Source organism: Pandoraea pneumonica, assembly GCF_902459645.1.
Taxonomy (GTDB): Bacteria; Pseudomonadota; Gammaproteobacteria; order Burkholderiales; family Burkholderiaceae; genus Pandoraea; species Pandoraea pneumonica.
Genome location: NZ_CABPSK010000003.1, coordinates 73,453 through 93,201 on the forward strand (window position 1 = coordinate 73,453; position 19,749 = coordinate 93,201).

18 protein-coding genes are annotated in these 19,749 nt (G+C 63.4%); 12 read left to right on the plus strand and 6 right to left on the minus strand.

The annotated features are described in order from the left end of the window. Positions 1-131 precede the first annotated feature (131 nt). Positions 132-1,463: a sigma-54-dependent Fis family transcriptional regulator gene (locus PPN31114_RS15850; protein ID WP_370865887.1), complete on the plus strand. Its 1,332-nt coding sequence runs from the start codon at positions 132-134 to the stop codon at positions 1,461-1,463. 922 nt (positions 1,464-2,385) lie between these two features. After that, positions 2,386-3,552, plus strand: a complete 1,167-nt coding sequence (locus PPN31114_RS15855) for a porin (protein ID WP_150680506.1) — start codon at positions 2,386-2,388, stop codon at positions 3,550-3,552. Between the two features lie 119 nt (positions 3,553-3,671). On the opposite strand, the gene PPN31114_RS15860 is transcribed toward PPN31114_RS15855, so the two are convergent. After that, positions 3,672-4,982, minus strand: a complete 1,311-nt coding sequence (locus tag PPN31114_RS15860) for a gamma-glutamyl-gamma-aminobutyrate hydrolase family protein (protein ID WP_370865899.1) — start codon at positions 4,980-4,982, stop codon at positions 3,672-3,674. Between the two features lie 543 nt (positions 4,983-5,525). Here PPN31114_RS15860 and PPN31114_RS15865 point away from each other — a divergent pair. Then, positions 5,526-5,807, plus strand: a complete 282-nt coding sequence (locus PPN31114_RS15865; protein ID WP_246182593.1) for a YkvA family protein — start codon at positions 5,526-5,528, stop codon at positions 5,805-5,807. A 77-nt stretch (positions 5,808-5,884) separates the two neighbouring features. On the opposite strand, the gene PPN31114_RS15870 is transcribed toward PPN31114_RS15865, so the two are convergent. The 3 genes from PPN31114_RS15870 to PPN31114_RS15880 all read right to left on the minus strand — a co-directional run bounded on the left by PPN31114_RS15870 (position 5,885) and on the right by PPN31114_RS15880 (position 8,141). Then, positions 5,885-6,859, minus strand: coding sequence for a quinone oxidoreductase family protein (locus PPN31114_RS15870; protein ID WP_150680509.1), 975 nt, complete (start codon positions 6,857-6,859; stop codon positions 5,885-5,887). A gap of 67 nt (positions 6,860-6,926) precedes the next feature. Further along, positions 6,927-7,346 (minus strand): methylglyoxal synthase, encoded by a 420-nt coding sequence (locus tag PPN31114_RS15875; RefSeq protein ID WP_150680510.1) that lies wholly within the window; start codon positions 7,344-7,346, stop codon positions 6,927-6,929. Positions 7,347-7,361: 15 nt separating this feature from the next. Next, positions 7,362-8,141 carry an SDR family oxidoreductase gene (locus PPN31114_RS15880; RefSeq protein ID WP_150680511.1) on the minus strand — a complete coding sequence of 260 codons (780 nt, stop codon included), beginning with the start codon at positions 8,139-8,141 and terminating at the stop codon, positions 7,362-7,364. A gap of 234 nt (positions 8,142-8,375) precedes the next feature. Between PPN31114_RS15880 and upp the strand changes: the two genes are divergently transcribed. Continuing rightward, a complete protein-coding gene (gene upp, locus PPN31114_RS15885) occupies positions 8,376-9,026 on the plus strand; it encodes a uracil phosphoribosyltransferase (RefSeq protein WP_150680512.1) in 651 nt (216 codons plus the stop codon). 24 nt (positions 9,027-9,050) lie between these two features. On the opposite strand, the gene PPN31114_RS15890 is transcribed toward upp, so the two are convergent. Together PPN31114_RS15890 and PPN31114_RS15895 are read right to left on the minus strand one after the other, a co-directional pair. Beyond that, the gene (locus tag PPN31114_RS15890) at positions 9,051-9,968 is read right to left on the minus strand and encodes a DMT family transporter (protein ID WP_150680513.1); all 918 of its coding nucleotides are present in this window, start codon (positions 9,966-9,968) and stop codon (positions 9,051-9,053) included. 73 nt (positions 9,969-10,041) lie between these two features. Further along, complete coding sequence (locus PPN31114_RS15895; protein WP_150680514.1) at positions 10,042-11,628, minus strand: helicase HerA-like C-terminal domain-containing protein; 1,587 nt, start codon at positions 11,626-11,628, stop codon at positions 10,042-10,044. A 253-nt stretch (positions 11,629-11,881) separates the two neighbouring features. On the opposite strand from PPN31114_RS15895, the gene PPN31114_RS15900 reads away from it, so the two are divergent. The 8 genes from PPN31114_RS15900 to ugpB all read left to right on the plus strand — a co-directional run bounded on the left by PPN31114_RS15900 (position 11,882) and on the right by ugpB (position 19,641). Beyond that, on the plus strand, positions 11,882-12,607 hold the full coding sequence (locus PPN31114_RS15900) for a YebC/PmpR family DNA-binding transcriptional regulator (protein WP_150680515.1): 726 nt from the start codon (positions 11,882-11,884) through the stop codon (positions 12,605-12,607). Between the two features lie 6 nt (positions 12,608-12,613). After that, positions 12,614-13,900, plus strand: a complete 1,287-nt coding sequence (purD, locus tag PPN31114_RS15905) for a phosphoribosylamine--glycine ligase (protein WP_150680516.1) — start codon at positions 12,614-12,616, stop codon at positions 13,898-13,900. Positions 13,901-14,227: 327 nt separating this feature from the next. Further along, positions 14,228-15,127, plus strand: coding sequence for a mechanosensitive ion channel family protein (locus tag PPN31114_RS15910; protein WP_246182594.1), 900 nt, complete (start codon positions 14,228-14,230; stop codon positions 15,125-15,127). Between the two features lie 194 nt (positions 15,128-15,321). Then, complete coding sequence (gene hemF, locus PPN31114_RS15915; RefSeq protein WP_150681084.1) at positions 15,322-16,233, plus strand: oxygen-dependent coproporphyrinogen oxidase; 912 nt, start codon at positions 15,322-15,324, stop codon at positions 16,231-16,233. Positions 16,234-16,246: 13 nt separating this feature from the next. Further along, positions 16,247-16,969 carry a nicotinate-nucleotide adenylyltransferase gene (locus PPN31114_RS15920; protein WP_150680517.1) on the plus strand — a complete coding sequence of 241 codons (723 nt, stop codon included), beginning with the start codon at positions 16,247-16,249 and terminating at the stop codon, positions 16,967-16,969. Positions 16,970-17,032: 63 nt separating this feature from the next. Continuing rightward, positions 17,033-17,479 (plus strand): ribosome silencing factor, encoded by a 447-nt coding sequence (gene rsfS / locus PPN31114_RS15925; protein ID WP_150680518.1) that lies wholly within the window; start codon positions 17,033-17,035, stop codon positions 17,477-17,479. Between the two features lie 23 nt (positions 17,480-17,502). Beyond that, positions 17,503-17,973, plus strand: coding sequence for a 23S rRNA (pseudouridine(1915)-N(3))-methyltransferase RlmH (rlmH, locus tag PPN31114_RS15930; RefSeq protein WP_150680519.1), 471 nt, complete (start codon positions 17,503-17,505; stop codon positions 17,971-17,973). Between the two features lie 336 nt (positions 17,974-18,309). Then, on the plus strand, positions 18,310-19,641 hold the full coding sequence (ugpB, locus tag PPN31114_RS15935) for a sn-glycerol-3-phosphate ABC transporter substrate-binding protein UgpB (RefSeq protein ID WP_150680520.1): 1,332 nt from the start codon (positions 18,310-18,312) through the stop codon (positions 19,639-19,641). Positions 19,642-19,749: the final 108 nt, after the last annotated feature.

Below are 19,749 nucleotides of genomic sequence, written 5' to 3' on the forward strand. Positions count from 1 at the left end.
GACTGTGCGGTCGTATGCTCCATTTGCGGTCGCCACCCGAGCGAGACGCAACAATAAAGAGACGTGAAGGAAACGCCAGGCCAAAAGCCACCGACGGCGACCTTTCGTAACGATACGAGAAGGAGACAGTCATGCCCGCTCACCTTGCTGTAGCGAACGCCCCCGCTCGACCCGTCAGTCCGCTTGGTTCCCTTGGCTATCTTGGCAATGTCGCCCCCAATGTCACCCCGTTAGGCACGTCGGCCACCTTTGGCAACGTCGCCTCGATTGCTCCCCTTGCTCCTCTTGCTCCTGCCTTACCGCTCGCTCCGGCGCCCGCCACGGCGGCTCAGCGCCAGATGCGCCCCGACTATCTCGCCATCGACGATCTCAGCGGCACCGACGCCCGCATGCGCGACCTGCTCGCGCGCGGCAAGCGCTTCGTCGATCGCGGCCTGCCGGTGCTGATTCTCGGCGAGACGGGCACCGGTAAGGAATTTCTCGCCCGCGCGCTGCATGCTTATAGCGAGCGGCGCGCGCAAGCATTCGTCGCGATCAATACCGCCTCGATTCCCGAACATCTGGTCGAGAGCGAATTGTTCGGCTATCAACGCGGCGCGTTCTCCGGTGCACTGCCCGGCGGCATGAAAGGCAAGCTGCAACAGGCCGACGGCGGCACGCTGTTTCTCGATGAAATCGGCGACATGCCGTATGCGCTGCAAACGCGGCTGCTACGCGTGCTATCGGAGCGCGAAGTCACGCCGCTGGGCGCGAGCCGCGCCATTCCCGTCGACGTGCAATTGATTTGCGCCACCCATCAGGATCTCGCTAGCGCGGTCGCACAAGGCAAGTTTCGCGAAGACCTCTATTACCGCGTCGCCGTGGGTGTGCTCACGCTGCCCACGCTTCACGAGCGCGACGACAAGCCCGAGCTTATTGCGCGCATGCTCTGCGACGAATGGCCCGGCCTGCGCATGGATCAAGCGCTCGCCCGTGTGTCGACCGACGCGATGACGCGCCTGCTCGCTTACGCCTGGCCCGGTAACCTGCGGCAGATGCGCGCAGCATTGCGCTACGCGTGCGCGGTGATGAACGGGAATGTCATGCGGGTGGAAGATTTGCCGCCAGAGGTGTGCGCGGCAACGCCAATGACGGCGACGGTGTCGCGCCACGCGGTGACCACAGCACACGATGCACCGCTGCGGGAAGCGTCGGTACTGACGATGCAGCATGCGGCGTCGGCGGCGTCGATGAATGCCGTTGCGGCCACCGCCTCAGCGAACGTCTCGACCGAGCGCGATACGCCGCGTATGCAGGAGCGAGAACGCATCTTGCAGGCGCTCGCGCAGCATCGCTGGAACATTTCTGCGGCGGCTCGTACGTTGGGATTTTGTCGCGCGTCGCTGTATCGCAAGCTCAAGCAATTGAGCATTCCGCACGTGCGCGATTGTGCCGATGCGCTGACGTCGGGGCACTACGCATGACACGAAAAACCGACGAAAAAACGCAGGCAAAAAAAAGCGCGGCCGATGAGGCCGCGCCAAGGTTTGGAGACTTTTCACTCAACGCAAAAGTCTACTTCTCGCGGAACGTAGTATAGGTGCGCACCCGCGAAACATTCTCATCATTCGGCGCAATGATTTATTCGCCCGCTCGCAATAGTCTCTAAAACCCCATAAATAAAGGGCTTTTTTGACGCCACGCGAAGTCGCGCGCGAAAACAACTCGGAATTCGCACATCGGCCACATCAGTGACATCTTTGCTTTCGCACTCGATGCTGCATGCGTGCGTTCAGCGATGACGCGAAGATGACACGATGCTGTCGCGAATCGAACATGCCAGTCATCGGCTGCTTCACGATGCACTCGGCAGCTATATAGAAGTGAGTAGAAGTGCGTCGACATCGGAAGATCGCTCACGCAAATCGTTAAACGAATACGTGACGGCTTTCTCTACGCAATTCCCTTCGATGCACCGCTCGCGCAAAGCGTGAGTGCGACATGAAATCGCAGCGCGGGAACCAATTCAAAACATGCGTGTCGCGCGCAAATCCAGCGCTGGCAACGCTTCGCAGCCGCCTCATTGCTGTGCAAACACTGTGTCCCGAGCGCAACACACACCGCTTGCATCGCCATTTCTCGCCTAGGCTTAATCAAGCCAATCCCTTGTCACACAACGCTTTGCGACACGTCGACACGATTCTTTTCAGAAGTGAAATAGATTCTTGCGGATTCTGAAATAGGCGAGAGGGAAGCCCCCTCATACACTGCCCCCTGTCAGCAGAACAGTGCCGATACCTGATCGGGCCCGCGAATGACAAACCGTCACCTCGACATGTTCTGTTTCGCCGCGTTCTGTTTTCACGCGAATTCTGCGATTCGTGTCACGTTACTGGAGCTTAAACCATGAAAAAAACTCTTCTTGCCGCAGCCGTCGTCGGCGCGTTCTCGGCAACCGCCGCGCATGCACAGAGCAGCGTTACGCTGTACGGCTTGATCGATGCTGGCGTTGCTTACACGAGCAACTCCACCACCACGGCAGGTGCTTCGGGTTCGAAGAACTTCCGCGCAACGAGCGGCCTGGTGAACGGCAGCCGTTGGGGCCTGAAGGGCTCGGAAGATCTGGGTGGCGGTAACAAGGCCATCTTCGTGTTGGAAAACGGTTTCTCGATCAACAACGGTCAATCGGGTCAAAACAGCCGCATGTTCGGCCGTCAGGCTTTCGTTGGCCTGTCGAACGACAAGTTCGGTTCGGTGACCGTGGGTCGTCAGTACGACTCGCTGGTTGACTACCTGGCTCCGCTGACCCTGAACGGTTCGTCGTACGGCGGCACGATCGCTTCGCACCCGTATGACAACGACAACACGAACAACTCGTTCCGTGTGAACAACTCGGTCAAGTACTCGAGCGCCAACTACAACGGCCTGACCTTCGGCGGCCTGTATGGCTTCTCGAACAAGGCTGGTGACTTCGCCAACAACCGTGCATTCAGCGCCGGCGTGAACTACGCAAACGGCCCGCTGACGGTGGCTGCTGCTTACTTGGAACGCCAAGGCAACCCGGGTGCTAACAACACCGCAGGTGCTGTGGACACGTCGGCAGGCGGTGACTCGGTGTTCAACGCATCGAAGCAACGCGTGTGGGGTATCGGTGGTAACTACGCCTTCGGCCCGGCAACGGTCGGCCTGGTGTACACCCACACCCAACTGCAAGGTCTGTCGGGCCTGAACTACAACAGCACCGCTGTGTCGTTCAACAACGACGGTCTGAAGTTCGACAACTTCGAAATCAACGGTCGCTACATGCTGACCCCGGCAGTCTCGCTGTCGGCCGCGTACACGTACACGATGGCCAAGCAAGATTCGACCGACCAGAAGCCGAAGTTCCACACCGTTACGCTGCAAGCTGACTACCGTCTGTCGAAGCGCACCGACGTGTACCTGACCGGTTCGTACCAACACATCTCCGACAACCAAGGCACGGGCTTGCAAGCCGGCGTTGGCGCTGCCGGTGGTATGTCGTCGACCAGCTCGCAAACCGTTGTGGGCACGGGCATCCGTCACCGCTTCTAATCGACGCGGACAGAGCGCTGTTAGCCACATCGCAGCGCTCTCGACATGAAAAAGGGCAGCCTCGGCTGCCCTTTTTCTTTGGCGATGAACGCGACGGTCATCGCATTAGTAAGACCTCATCAGAAGCGCGTTTCGCGCGCGGCACGCAGGAAGTTATCGAGCACCGGCGTGCAATCCAGAAACTCCGGACCACCCGCACGGTGAAACTCCGGATGCCATTGCAGGCCCATCACGAACGGTGCCTTGCGATAACGAATCGCCTCCACCACACCATCCTCCGCACACACGGCCTCGACGCTTAGGTCGCGCCCCAGTGTCTTCACCGATTGGTGGTGAATCGAGTTCACGATCGGCACATCGACCGGGCCGAGCATCTGCGCAAGCGACGAGCCTTCGGTGAAGGTCAGCGTGTGACGGTTGTGCTCGTACGTTTCGGTCACGTGCGGAATGGCTTCGGGCAAGTCGGTGGCAATGTCCTGATGCAGCGTGCCGCCAAACGCCACGTTAATGAGCTGGCAGCCCCGGCACACCCCGAGAATCGGTTTGCCCTGCTCGACGAACTCGTGCAGCAGTTCCAGTTCGTACATGTCACGCATGCGGTCGCCCTGCCATTCGTGGCGCGTGGCGACTTCCGAGTACGTGAGCGGCGCAACGTCTGCCCCGCCCTGCAACACCAGGCCGTCGAGATGCTTGGCGTAATCGTGCAAACGGATGTGACTGGGGTGCAATTGCCCTTGCGTGTCGACCGTCGGAATCATGAACACCAGCACGTCGCGCGACATCACCCAGTGAGCGATCGACTCTTCGAGGTATTGCAGCGTTTTGCTGCGCAACCCCTTGTTACCGGGCTCCGGATGGAAGATACGCGCGGAGATGCCGATCTTGAGCGTGCGCTGTGTGATGCGTTGACCCGCACGGTCGTACCACGCACGGAAACGCGCACCGACGATACGGCGCAGCACCGACCACGGCGAGTCGCCCGCCTGAAGATACGACGGCGCGCCGCCCATCGACGCAGGACTGCCGGGGCGCGGTGCGCCGCCGCCGAAGGTTGGTTGATGGGGAGGCTCGCCGCCGCCAGAGCCGCCGGAACCACTTGCGCCTGCTGGCGCAGTACCGCCTGTGGCGGCAGATGCTGCCGCACCGGTCGCCCCCGCTTGAGTGGATGACGCGCTCGCGCCAGCATCAATCGTTCCGCCCGCGCTACCCACGCCAGCGGCCTTAACGTCTTCACGCGACGCGGCGGCCGACGGTGCACCGATGGGGTTGCTGTCGGACGCGACTTCGGCAACCGATTTCTGGCTGACTGCCGGTGTCGATGGCGTCAAAGGCGTTGCAGGAGGCTGCGGTTTCTCTGCGCGCGCATCGGCGGAGGCGCCCGGTTCGGGCTGATGCACCGGGCGCGTCAGCGTATCGGGATTGGGGGGCATCTCGGCAGAACCTTCCGCCGTGCCGCCCACCGGCTTGCCGGTCGCACGCGGCGACGCGGGCGTCGCGCCTTCGACGTACTCCGTCGACGTCGTCGATGTGCTCGACGATGACTCCGGCGTCACGGGCTTGGCTGCGCTCTTGCTCGCGCCGGTATCGGCTTCGGGGGACTTGGGGGGCTGTTGCGGCGATTTCGGATCTTGAGCGTCGGTCATATTGGCTTTGGGATGCGTCCGCTAGAAGAGGGAAAGTGGGTAGACCATGGCGACCGGCAAATTATCCCGCCGCCCTTGTGACGTCGCAACCGCGAAACTTGTCCGGCCATCCGGTGCTGCGCCAGACATCGCGCGTCGATGAAACCGTCGCGTCGCCATGATGTCGAAGTCATTTGTAACGCAAAGTGCGTGACCATGCCTACCAGCAAGAAAGTTCGCTTGCGCGTATCATTCTCAACACTTTGAACGATGTTATACGACGTTTGCGTCGGTTCGGCACGCAATTCTGCAAAACCGCCCCGTATTGACGTCTGTTTTTGGAGTCTGCAAGTGAAACGATTTCTGCGCCTGTGGCAAGTGGCCCGCCACGATTTCCGCATCCTCTGGCACGCCGTGCGCGACCCACGCCGTCCGCGCTGGCTGCTGCCCGCCGTGGCTGCGCTGGTCGTCTATCTGCTCAGCCCCTTCGACCTGATTCCCGACTTCATCCCGGTTTTCGGTCTACTCGACGACGTGGTCATCATCGGCATGGTGGTGCACTGGCTGGTAGGACGCCTGCCCGCCGACTTGCGCGAGGATGCGCGCGCCCATGTGTTCACACAACGCGCCTGAGCGCTAGCGGTCGCGGCAACAAAAAAGGGACGCCTCGGCGTCCCTTTTCCTTTTCTAGCCAATGATCCGTCAACCAGTTACGGCATCAGCAGCGTCGAACCCGTGGTCTTGCGCCCTTCGAGATCGCGATGCGCCTGCGCGACGTCGGCCAACGCATAACGCTGATTGACTTCGATCTTCACCGTCCCCTTAGCAACGACATCGAACAGTTCGTTCGCGGTGGCTTCCAGATCCGCACGCTTGGCCGTGTAGTTGAACAAAGTCGGACGCGTGAAGAACAGCGAGCCACGCGACACCAGATCGGCGGTGTTGATCTGCGTGACCGGCCCCGACGCATTCCCGAAATTCACCATCGTACCCAGCGGGCGCAGACAGTCGAGCGAACCGATGAAGGTGTCTTTGCCGATCGAGTCGTACACCACCGGCACGCCTTCGCCGCCCGTGATTTCCTTCACGCGTTCGACGAAGTTCTCGCGTGTGTAGACGATCGGATGGTCGCAACCGTGCTGGCGCACCAGCGCCGCCTTCTCGTCGGAGCCCACGGTGCCGATGACCGTCGCACCCAGTGCCTTGGCCCATTGGCACACGATCAGGCCCACGCCACCGGCGGCGGCATGAATCAGAATCGTGTCGCCAGCCTTCACCGGGTACGTGCGGCGCAGCAGATATTGCGCCGTCATGCCTTGCAGCATCATGGCCGCGGCCTGATCGTCGGTGATGGCATCGGGCACGCGCACGAGCGGTGCGGCGGGCATGACGCGCGCCTGCGAATAAGCGCCGCACGGACGGCTCGCATAGGCGACGCGATCGCCGGGTTTCACATGCGTGACGCCCTCACCCACCGCTTCGACCACACCCGCGGCTTCCATGCCGAGGCCTGCGGGCAGCGGCTGCGGATAGAGGCCCGTGCGGAAATACACGTCGATATAGTTCAGCCCGACCGCGTTGTGGCGCACACGCGCCTCGCCCGGCCCCGGCTCACCCACTTGCACGTCGACGTACTGCATCACTTCCGGGCCGCCGTTCGTTTCGATACGGATCGCTTTTGTCATCCTCGCTCCTTAAGACTTTTGGTGTGTCGCTTTGGGGTGTGTCGATGGCTTACCGGCCGTGCGCCAATTACTTGGGTTGCGCCGCCAGCCGAATGATCAACTGTTCGAGCAGCAACCGCGCCGTCGAGCTATTCGTGGCGCACGGCACGTTGTGCACGTCGCACGCGCGCACGAGCGCGTTGATGTCCGGTTCGTGCGGTTGCGGCGTCATCGGGTCGCGCAGGAACAGCACCATGTCGACGCGCCCTTCGGCCAGTTGGGCGCCGATTTGCAAGTCGCCGCCGTGCGGGCCCGAAAGCTTGCGCTCGACCTCAAGGCCCAGTTCCGTGGCAATGCGTCCGCCCGTCGTGCCGGTGGCGACGAGATCGCACTGACGCAGCACGTCCACGTAGTCGCGCGCGACGGCGAGAATTTCATCTTTCTTTTTGTCGTGCGCGATAAGGGCAATACGAACCTTCGGAACGCTTGTGACGCTGGATACGGTCATGTGGGAAGTCTCTGCCTAGAAAGTGCCGGGGTAAGCGCCGCCGTCGATCAGGACGTTTTGCCCGGTGATGTAGCCTGCCTGCGCGCTGCACAGGAATGCGCACGTTGCGCCGAATTCGTCCGGCTGCCCGAACCGACGCGCCGGAATCGCCGCCGCACGCTTCGCACGCGCTTCGTCGACCGACTGCCCGCTCTTGTCGGCCCACGCTTTCATCGTGCCCGCCAGACGGTCGGTATCGAACGCGCCGGGCAGCAGATTGTTGATCGTGACGTTATGACCGACCGTCGTGCGCGATAACCCCGCGACAAAGCCCGTCAGGCCCGAACGCGCACCGTTCGAGAGCCCGAGGATGTCGATGGGGGCCTTCACCGCCGAGGAGGTGATGTTCACGATACGCCCGAACTGGCGCGCGATCATGCCGTCCACCGTCGCTTTGATCAGCTCGATGGGGGTGAGCATGTTGGCGTCCAGCGCACGAATCCAGTCGTCGCGCTGCCAGTCGCGGAAGTCGCCCGGGGGCGGGCCGCCCGCGTTAGTCACGAGGATGTCGGGTTGCGGGCATGCGGCGAGCGCCTGTGCACGGCCTTCTGGCGTGGTGATGTCGCAGACGACTGCCGTCACTTTCACGCCCGCCGATGCGCGGATGGCGTCTGCGGCCTCATTCAACGCCGCCGCGGTGCGCGCCACGATCACCACATCGGCGCCCGCCTCGGCCAATGCTTGCGCGCAAGCACGCCCAAGCCCCTTGCTCGCACCGCACACCAGCGCCGTGCGGCCCTTGATTCCCAGATCCATGGTTCAACCTTCCGAATAAGTAGCGACGCCGTCGCGAATTCGTGGAAATACGGCCCTGCGAGCCGTCTCGCAGCGATTCTAAGGGAATCGGGCGACGGCCGCTGACGCCCGGCCTGATGTCCGGCATTTCAGGCCAGCCATGGGTGCCAAGCGTCGAAAGGCGGACCGCCGTCGCCTGCATCGGCTAAAATCGCGGCCATGCGGGCCACACCGGCCCTGCCTCAGAATGCTGCCATGAAACAAGACAATCGCTTCCCGAATCTCTATATCTGCGATCACCCGCTGATCCAGCACAAGCTCTCGCACATGCGCGACAAGGAAACCTCGACGCGCACGTTCCGCGGCCTGCTGCGCGAGATCACCTTGCTCATGGGCTATGAAATCACGCGCGACCTGCCGCTCACGACCGAGCGCATCGACACGCCCATGGTCACCATGGACGCCCCCGTCATCGCCGGTAAGAAACTGGCCATCGTGCCGGTGCTGCGCGCAGGCGTCGGCATGAGCGACGGGCTGCTCGATCTGGTGCCCTCGGCCCGCGTGGGCCATATCGGCGTGTATCGCGACGAACAACATCGTCCGGTGGAATATCTGGTGCGCCTGCCCGATGTGACCGACCGCCGCTTCATTCTGTGCGATCCGATGGTGGCCACGGGCTACTCGGCCGTGCACGCGGTGGACGTGCTGCGCAAGCGCGGCGTGGAAGAAGAGAACATCGCGTTCCTCGCGCTCGTGGCCGCGCCCGAAGGTGTGAAGGTGCTGCACGACGCGCATCCGGGCGTGAAGCTCTACGTGGCGTCGCTCGACGAGCGCCTGGACGATCACGCCTACATCATCCCGGGTCTGGGCGATGCAGGCGACCGTCTGTTCGGCACGAAAAACTGAGTTTGCGATGAAGGATCAACGCGCCTAACGACGCTTACGGCGCGTGGCCATCGCCACCCCGATGGCCGCGAGCACCATGCCGCCCCACGCCAGCGGCGGCATGTGCTCACCGACCATGACCCACGCCGCGAGCGCGGCCGCGGGCGGCACGAGGAAGAACAGCGCTGAGACGCGCGACGCTTCGCCGCGCCGGATCATGGCGAGCAACAGCGAGATGGCTACGATCGAGTTGCCGATGACAAGGTAGACGAGCGAGAGCCCGAGCTGCCAATTCCACGTGACATGCATCGGTTCGAGCCACCACGCGAGCGGCAACGTGGCCGCAAAGCCGACGGCGTATTGCACGAGATTCGACGTAATCGGGTGCTGCCCGACGCCGAAGCGCTTCTCGTACAACGTGCCGCAGGTAATCGCGCCCAGTGCGATAAACGTGAGCAGCAAGCCCAGCGACGACGTCGCCTCCACCGCCGAGCGCGCCACGATCACCAGCGCCGCCCCCGCCAAGCCCAGCCCCAGACCGATCCAGTTCATGCCGCTCACACGCTCGCCGACCAAATGCGGCACGGCCAGCGCGACGAGAATCGGTTGCAGCGACGTAATCAACGCCACACTGCCCGCCGAGACGCCAAGGCGCAGCGCCAGGTACGTCATGCTGAAGTACAACGCTTGTATCAGCAGGCCGATGACGATGAGATGGCCCCACGCGGCGGCAGTCTTCGGCAAAGGCGGGCGCATCACGATCGCTAGCGGCGCGAGGACCACCAGCACGAATCCGTAACGCAGCGCGAGGAACGTGAGCGGATCGGCGTAAGCCAGCCCGATTTTGGCGACGGTAAAGCCGACCGACCACAGAAACAGGAAGATCAACGGTGCGGCGCGCAGCCACAGCGGATCGTGAGCGACGCCGGTACGCACCGGCTCAAGCGACGATTTCAGAGACATCGGGAAGCGCAGACTCCTTCATTGTTATTGTTGTCGTGCGTGATGCGTGATCCGGGTATGACGTATGACCGAGCTATCGGCGGCGATTCCCACCGAAAATGCTACCGAGTACACCCCGGACGATCTCGCGGCCCAACTGACTGCCGATCGTGCGTGCCGTGCTCTTGACCATGGCGTCGATCGGGGTGTCTTTGCGGCTGGTGCCGCGCGCCCCAGTACCGCCACTGCTCCCCCCGAGCAAACCGCCGAGCGAATCTTTCACCGCGTCGAGCAGTCCGCCCCCGGACGCCTCACCGCTCGCCGGGGCGCCAGCGGCATCCGATTGCTTGTCCTGTGTCCGGCCGACCAGCTTTTCGTAAGCGGATTCGCGATCGACGGCGGTTTCATACACCCCCGCCACTAGCGAGCTCGCCATCAACGCCTGCCGCTCCTGCGGCGTAATCGGCCCAATGCGCGACGCCGGCGGCGCGATGTACGCCCGCTCGGTAATCGCCGGGCGGCCCTTCTCGTCGAGCAACGACACCAGCGCCTCACCGACGCCTAGCTCGCCAATCACTTTCTCGATATCCAGCGACGGGTTCGCGCGCATCGTCTGTGCGGCCACCTTCACCGCCTTCTGATCGCGCGGGGAATACGCCCGCAGCGCATGCTGCACGCGGTTGCCCAACTGACCAAGCACCGTGTCGGGCACGTCGACCGGATTCTGCGTGACGAAATACACGCCGACACCCTTCGAACGAATCAGGCGAACCATTTGCTCGATGCGCTCAAGCAACGCTTTCGGCGCCTCGTTGAAGAGCAGATGCGCCTCGTCGAAGAAGAACACCAGCTTCGGCTTATCGGGATCGCCCACTTCAGGCAGCCGCTCGAACAATTCCGCCAGCAGCCACAGCAGGAACGTGCCGTAGATGCGCGGTGCGGTCAGCAGTTTGTCGGCCGCGAGGATGTTGACGATGCCGCGCCCTTGCGCGTCCGTCTGCATGAAGTCGTCGATGTTGAGCATCGGCTCGCCGAAGAACTTGTCGGCCCCCTGCTGCTCCAGCGCCAACAGCCCGCGCTGGATCGCGCCGACCGACGCGGCCGAGATATTGCCGTACTGCGTGGTGAAGCTCGACGCGTTATCGCCCACGTGCTGAAGCATCGCGCGCAGGTCTTTGCTGTCGAGCAGCAACAGGCCGTTGTCGTCGGCAATCTTGAATACAAGGTTGAGCACGCCGGTCTGCGTCTCGTTCAGCCCCAGCAGGCGTGCCAGCAGCAGCGGCCCGAGATCGGAGACGGTCGCGCGCACCGGGTGCCCCTGTTCGCCGAACACATCCCATAAGGTGGCGGGGCTGCCGTGCCAGTCGGGCGTCTCGAAGCCCAGATTGGCAATGCGCTCTTTGAGCTTGGGGGTTTCGACGCCCGGCTGGGTGATGCCGGTCAGGTCGCCCTTCACGTCGGCAAGAAAGACCGGCACGCCGATATCCGAGAACGCCTGCGCGATGACTTGCAGCGTGACGGTCTTGCCGGTGCCGGTGGCGCCGGTGATCAGGCCGTGGCGGTTGCCCATGGCGGGCAGCAACCCGAGCAGGTGTTCGGTGTTACGGGCGATGACCAGCGAGTCGTTCGAAGGAGAGGCGGGGGACGGCGACGCTTGCGGCGGCGCGGGCTTCTTGGGCATGAGCGACCTCGGCAGTAGACAACGGCGCGGGTCGTGACACGGCGCAGCAAACACCCGTGGCACGGTGCGGCGGCATGATAAAATTGCCTCCGATTATAGCGGCAGGTTGCCGCCCGGGCCGTCTCGGCTGGGGGCCCACCTGTCAAGCGCCCGCTGCCCACGGTGGCGGGCGCTCCCGTTTCAGAGCTTGGCCACGCGGGACTGCGGCGGCCGGCAGCATACTTAGCCGCAGTGCGGCACGACGGAGAATTTCATGGCGGGTCATAGCAAATGGGCCAACATCAAACACAAGAAAGCGGCGGCGGATGCCAAGCGCGGTAAAGTCTGGACACGCCTGATCAAGGAAATCACCGTGGCGGCGCGTCTGGGCGGCGGTGACGCCGACAGCAACCCGCGCCTGCGTCTGGCCGTGGAAAAGGCGGCCGACGCCAACATGCCGAAGGACAACGTCAAGCGCGCGATCGATCGCGGCGTGGGCGGTCTGGACGGCGCGAACTACGAAGAAATTCGCTACGAAGGCTATGGCATCAACGGCGCGGCCGTGATCGTCGACACGATGACCGACAACCGCGTGCGTACCGTCGCGGAAGTGCGTCACGCCTTCTCGAAGTTCGGCGGCAACATGGGCACCGACGGCTCGGTGGCCTTCCTGTTCACGCACTGCGGCCAGTTCCTGTTCTCGCCGGAAACGCCGGAAGACAAGCTCATGGAAGTGGCGCTGGACGCCGGTGCCGACGACGTCATCACCAACGACGACGGCAGCTTCGAAGTGATCTGCCCGCCCAACGACTTCCAGTCGGTCAAGACCCAGCTCGAAGCCGCTGGTCTGAAGGCCGAAGTCGCGGAAGTCACGATGAAACCGCAAACCGAAGTGGTCTTCACCGGCGACGACGCCGTGAAGATGCAAAAGCTGCTCGACGCGCTCGAAAACCTCGACGACGTGCAGGAAGTCTTTACCAACGCCGTCATCGAGGAATAAACAAGCATGAAGATTCTGGTTGTCGGCTCGGGTGGCCGCGAACACGCCCTGGCGTGGAAGCTTGCGCAATCCCCGCGCATCCAATTGGTCTACGTCGCCCCGGGTAACGGCGGCACGGCGCTCGACGAGCGCCTGCGCAATGTCCCGATCAGCGATCCGAACGTGCTCGCCGAGTTCGCCATTCGTGAAGGCATCGCCCTCACCGTGGTTGGGCCCGAAGCGCCGCTCGCCGCCGGTATCGTCAACATCTTCCGTGCTCGCGGCCTGAAGGTCTTCGGCCCGACGCGCGAAGCGGCTCAACTCGAATCGTCGAAGGACTTCGCCAAAGCGTTCATGAAGCGCCACGGCATTCCGACCGCCGATTACGAAACCTTCTCGGACGCCGCCCGCGCCCACGCCTACATCGACGCCAAGGGCGCGCCGATCGTCATCAAAGCCGATGGTCTGGCTGCTGGCAAGGGCGTGGTCGTTGCGATGTCGCTCGAAGAAGCCCACAGCGCCGTGGACGCCATGCTGGCGGACAACAAGCTGGGCGACGCCGGTGCGCGCGTGGTGATCGAGGAATTCCTGCAAGGCGAAGAAGCCAGCTTCATCGTCATGGTCGACGGCAAGAATGTGCTGCCGCTGGCCACGTCGCAAGATCACAAGCGTTTGCTCGACAACGATCAGGGCCCGAACACGGGCGGCATGGGCGCTTACTCGCCCGCGCCGATCGTCACGCCGCAAATTCACGCCCGCGTGATGCGCGAGATCATTCTGCCGACCGTGCGCGGCATGGAAACCGACGGCATTCGCTATACGGGCTTCCTTTATGCCGGTCTGATGATCGACGCACAAGGCAACATCAAGACGCTCGAATTCAACTGCCGTATGGGCGACCCCGAGACGCAGCCGATCATGGCGCGCCTGAAGGGCGACTTCTCGGTGGTGGTCGAGCACGCGATTGCCGGCACGCTCGATAAGGTGGAACTCGACTGGGATCGCCGCTATGCGCTGGGCGTGGTGCTCGCCGCTCACGGCTATCCGGAGACCCCGCGCAAGGGCGACCGTATCTCGGAGATTCCCGCCGAGACGAGCGATTGCGTGACGTTCCACGCCGGTACGCAGTTGGAAAACGACGTGCTGACGGTCACCGGCGGGCGCGTGCTGTGCGTGGTCGGCCTGTCGGATACCGTGCGCGGTGCGCAAAGCGTGGCGTACCAGATGGTCAATCAGATCAGCTTCGACGGCATGCAATATCGCCACGACATCGGCAACCGCGCCCTCGCGCGCAAGCCGGACGGCACGGCGTGATCGCATAGCTTCGCTGCGCTAGTCGCTTAGCTAGCGGCTTAATCAGCGGCCCGGACGACGATAAGTTGTCCGGGCCGTTGTCGTTTCAGCCCCTCCCCTGCCCGCCGGACGTGACAACGGCGTCCAACGCGTCATCTCGCCACGATTGACAAGCGAATGGCAACTTGGCACGCTGGCAGCGGCGCAACCTGCGTAGTTCAACGATGGCGTCCGCAAATTCGCGGCCTGCGTGGACTGCGCAGCCTGCACACCGGTAGCCCCCCATCCGGCCAGCCCGGCGGAACCCAGCAGTTTTCCCGACAGATCCCTAGCTCGACGGAGACGCATATGTTCGACCTCAACAAGCTGGTCAACGATTATCTGGTGCCGTTCGGACTGAAGATTCTGATGGCCGTCGTCATCTGGATCATCGGCGGCCTCGTCATCAATTTGGCCGCCCGGCTCGTGCGTGCCGCCATGACCCGGCGCGCCATCGATCCCACGCTCGTGCGCTACACCGAATCGTCGCTGCGCATCGCCCTGCGCATCGCTTTGGTGCTCACCATCCTGAGCGTGTGCGGCATCGAGACGACCTCGTTCGCTGCCCTGCTCGCGGCCGCCGGTATCGCCATCGGCGCGGCCTGGTCGGGGCTGCTGTCGAATTTCGCCTCCGGCATCTTCTTGATCGTGCTGCGCCCGTTCAAGACGGGCGACATGATCAGCGCAGGCGGTGTGACCGGCGTGGTCGATGAAATCGGCCTGTTCGTGACGACCATGACCACCCCCGACAATCTGCGCGTGTACGTGGGCAACACGAAGGTGTTCAGCGACAACATCACGGTGTACGACGCCAACGCCTTCCGACGCGTCGAGCTGAAGGCGCAGCTTGCCCACACCGTCGACGTGCAGGACGCCGTGGCACGCCTCAAGGCCCGCATCGCCCAAATTCCGAATGTGACGAGCACGCCCGCCGTGGACGTCGAGATTCTGGAGTTCACCCCGGCCGGGCCGGTGCTCGCGGTGCGCCCGTATTGCCATAACCGCGACTATTGGCAGGTGTATTTCGATACCAACCGGGCCATTGCGGAAGTGGGCGGCGCGGCGCATTGGCCGGTGCCCGCACCGCGCCAGATCCTCATGCCGCCGCCGGCCGACGTGGGTGGCGGCACCGCCAGCGCCGCAGCGCCGATCATCGGCACGGGCAATGCGGCGCCAGCCGGTGCGCGCCCGAATGCCCCGGCGCCCTGAACGTCCCGAAAATACCGAAAGTCATAACAACCTCTTGATACCGATCATTCGGGCGGCGAATCCGCCGCCCCATGAGCGGTCGAAAGCGGTACCTGACGCCCCTGAACGCCCGTCAGCCGGTACAATCCGGGTATTACCAAGCAACGGGACGTAGAAGGATGACCGCGAGCACGACAGCGCACGACGACGCTCAGATGCCGGATACCGGCGCAGTGCGAACTTATTTGCTCGGTCTGCAAGACCGAATTGTCGAAACGCTGGAACGGCTCGACGGCAAGCGCTTCCTCGCCGACGACTGGCAACGCCCGGCCGATGGCGCGCTGCGCGGCGACGGCCGCACGCGAGTGCTCGACGACGGCGACTTCTTCGAGCGCGGCGGTGTGAACTTCTCCCACGTGGTAGGCGACAAGCTGCCCGGCTCGGCCAGCGCCTCCCGACCCGAACTGGCTGGGCGCGGTTTCGAAGCCCTCGGCGTCTCGCTGGTTCTCCATCCGCGTAATCCGTACTGCCCGACCGTGCACTTCAATGTGCGCATTCTGATCGCGACTGCGCCCGGCGAAGCCCCGGCGTTCTGGTTCGGCGGCGGCATGGATCTCACCCCGTACTATCCCTTCGAAGAAGACTGTCAGCACTTCCACCAGACGTGCAAGGACGCCCTCGATCCGTTCGGCACCGATTGGTACCCGCGCTTCAAGGCGTGGTGCGACGAGTACTTCTATCTGAAACACCGGCAGGAGCCGCGCGGCATCGGTGGCATCTTCTTCGACGATTTCTCGGGCGGTGGCTTCGAGACCGGTTTCGCCGTGATGCAAAGCGTGGGCGACGCGTTCCTCGACGCCTATGTGCCGATCGTCGAGCGCCGCCGCGGCATGCCGTATGGCGAGCGCGAACGCGACTTTCAGGCGCATCGCCGTGGCCGTTACGTCGAATTCAATCTGGTCTGGGACCGTGGCACGCACTTCGGCCTGCAATCGGGCGGGCGCACCGAGTCGATCCTGATGTCGATGCCGCCGGTCGTGAAGTGGCACTACGACTGGAAGCCAGAACCGGATACGCCGGAAGCGAAGCTCTATACCGACTTCCTCGTACGTCGCGAGTGGGTGTAAAGGCAGCCCACGCATGACCGTCACTTCTCCTGCCGCTGGCCACACCAGCCACCCCGGCCGCCCCAAGCGCATCGGCGTGCTCGGCGGCACGTTCGACCCGATTCATACCGGCCATCTGGCGCTGGGCGCGCTCTTTGCCCGCACGCTCGCGCTCGACGAATTGCTGCTCATGCCCGCGGGCCAGCAGCCGCAAAAGCAAGGCAGCACGCCTGCGGTGCACCGTCTCGCGATGACCCGGCTGGCTAGCGAACTGCTGGCCGAGGAACTGCACCGTACCTGCCCGGCCACGCAACTGATCGTGAGTACACGTGAAATCGAGCGCGCCGGCCCGAGCTACACCGTCGACACGTTACGCGAGCTTCGCGCCGATTACGGCCCCGAAGCCTCGTTATCGTTACTGATCGGCTCGGACCAACTGGTGCGCCTCGACACCTGGCACGCGTGGCGCGAACTGTTCGATTACGCCCACGTCTGCGCGGCCGCCCGCCCCGGTTTTAGCCGCGAGACCGCCTCGGCACCGTTGCGCCAAGTCTTCACTGAAAGGGAAAAGTCCGCGCTCGGGGTACAATCCACGCCATGCGGCGGCATCCTGATCGACGACTCCCTAGCCGTCGACATCTCCGCCACCGAGTTGCGCGCCGCGCTGGCGCATGCGTCAGACGCAGTCTCACGGCCTGAAAACCTGCCCGAACCCGTTTGGCAGTACATTCGCGCGCAACACCTGTATCGCGCCTGACGAGCCCTTGCGGCCCGTCGTACGGCGCCCCCTGATCGCCCCGTTTCACCAAGACAACGCACTATGGATATTCGCAAACTTCAGCGCCTTATCGTCGACGCCCTCGAAGACGTCAAGGCCCAAGACATCAAGGTGTACAACACCGAGCACCTCACCGCCCTGTTCGAGCGCGTGATCATCGCCAGCGGTACGTCCAACCGCCAAACCAAGGCCCTCGCCGCCAGCGTGCGCGACAAGGTCAAGGCCGCCGGTGGCGACATCATCAGCATGGAAGGCGAAGATGTGGGCGAATGGGTGCTGGTCGACACGGGCGACGCCATCGTGCACATCATGCAGCCGGCCCTGCGCCAGTACTACAACCTCGAAGAGATCTGGGGCGAGAAGCCCGTGCGCCTCAAGGCCGCCGGGACCAAAGCCGGCGTGAAGGCCAGCGCTGAAGACGACGCGGAAGACGAAGAAGACGCCCCGGCCGAAGCCAAGGCCCCGGCGCGCCGCAAGGCAACCAAGTAAGTCTCGTCGACGGCTGCACGGTCATGCGTCTGTTCATTCTCGCGGTCGGGCACAAAATGCCCGGCTGGATCGAGACCGCCTTTGCCGAGTACGCGAAGCGCATGCCCCCCGAGCTGCGCATCGAACTCAAGGAAATCAAGCCGGAGCAACGCTCCAACTCCCGCACGGCCGAGACGGTCATGGCCGCCGAGGCGCAGCGCATCGACGCGGCACTGCCGCGCGGCTGCCGTCTGATCTGTCTGGACGAGCGCGGCACCGACCTCACCACGATGCGTCTCGCGCAGTCGCTCACCACCTGGCAGCAAGACGGCCGCGACGTGGCCTTCGTGATCGGTGGTGCCGACGGGTTAGACCCGGCCCTCAAATCGCGCGCCGACACGCTCATCCGCTTGTCCAGCCTCACGCTGCCGCACGGTATGGTGCGCGTGCTCCTCGCCGAACAGCTCTACCGCGCGTGGAGCATCAACGCCAATCACCCCTACCATCGCGTCTGATTTACGTCCCTTGCCTGTGTTGCGGATGTCATCGTGCAATGCGATGCCGCCCGCAAGGTTGTACGCAAGGTGACGTCCTCCCGGCAAATAAGTCAGAAATAAGTCACAACGCCTTGTGCAGTGCAACGGCGCGTTGCGTGGCGCTTCAACCATTGCTCGCGAGCCTTGCGGGCAGGTGAAATCCAAAAATCTGTCAATGCCCCGCCAGACGCCGCCATACAACAACCTGTGCTGCACTGCGGGTGGAAAAAACACGATGGCGTGGTAGTCTACGCGGCGCTATAACCGTTCGCACCGCGAACAGACAAGACTTCTCGTGAACCCCCGGAGATTGGCATGAAGCAACCTTCTTTGCGCACGTTCGCCCTGGCTGGCGTCGGTGCGGCCCTGGCGCTCACCATGAGCACGTCGGCATTGGCCGCCACCGAGATCCAGTTCTGGCACTCGATGGAATCGGCACTCGGCGAGCGCGTCAACCAGATCGCCAACGACTTCAACGCCTCGCAAAGCGATTACAAGATTGTCCCGATCTACAAGGGCAACTACGAGCAGGGCCTGGCCGCAGGCATCGCCGCGTTCCGTGCTGGCAATGCACCCGCCATTCTCCAGGTGTACGAAGTGGGCACCGCCACGATGATGCAGGCCCAGAAGGCCGTGAAGCCGGTGTGGCAAGTGATGAAGGACGCCGGCGAGCCGTTCGACGAAGCCGCGTTCGTGCCGACGGTGGCCAGCTACTACGCCGACAGCAAGACCAACCATCTGGTGTCGATGCCGTTCAATAGCTCGACCCCGGTGCTGTACTACAACAAGGACGCCTTCAAGAAGGCCGGCCTCGATCCGAACACCCCGCCCAAGACGTGGGCCGACGTGAAGGCCGACGCCACCAAGCTCAAGGCCGCGGGTCTGTCGTGCGGTTTCACGATGGGCTGGCAAAGCTGGACGCAGCTCGAGAACTACAGCGCATGGCACGCCCTGCCGTTCGCCACGAAGAACAACGGCTTCGACGGTCTTGACGCCAAGCTGGTCTTCAACGGCCCGCAACAAACCAAGCACATCCAGTTCCTCGCCGACATGGCCAAGGAAGGCACGTTCACGTATGTGGGCCGCAAGGATGAAGTGACCTCGAAGTTCTACAGCGGCGACTGCGGTATCGCGATGACCACTTCGGGTGCGCTCGCCAACATCGCCAAGTACGCCAAGTTCAGCTACGGCGTGGGCATGATGCCGTACGACGCCGACGTGAAGGGTGCACCGCAGAACGCCATCATCGGTGGCGCCAGCCTGTGGGTGCTCGCGGGCAAGTCGTCTGCCGAATACAAGGGCGTGGCCAAGTTCCTGAACTACCTCGCCTCGCCGGCCGTCGCCGCGAAGTGGCACCAAGACACCGGCTACCTGCCGGTGACGAAGGCCGCTTACGAACTGACCGAGAAGCAAGGCTTCTACGCGAAGAACCCCGGCGCCGACATGGCCATCAAGCAGATGCTCAACAAGCCGCCTCTGCCGTTCACGCGTGGCCTGCGTCTGGGCAATATGCCGCAGATCCGCACGGTGATCGACGAAGAACTCGAAGGCGTGTGGAGCGGCAAGCAAACGCCGAAGGCCGCGCTGGATAAGGCGGTGGCCCGTGGCGACGACCTGCTGCGCCGCTTCGAAAAGTCGGGAAGCTAAGCGCTACCCCGCACACGTCGCAGCCGCTGATGTACGAGCGATTCGTGCATCGGCCAATGTGACCGTGACGTTACAATGACGCCACCCGGCCCGCCCACGCGGGCCGGG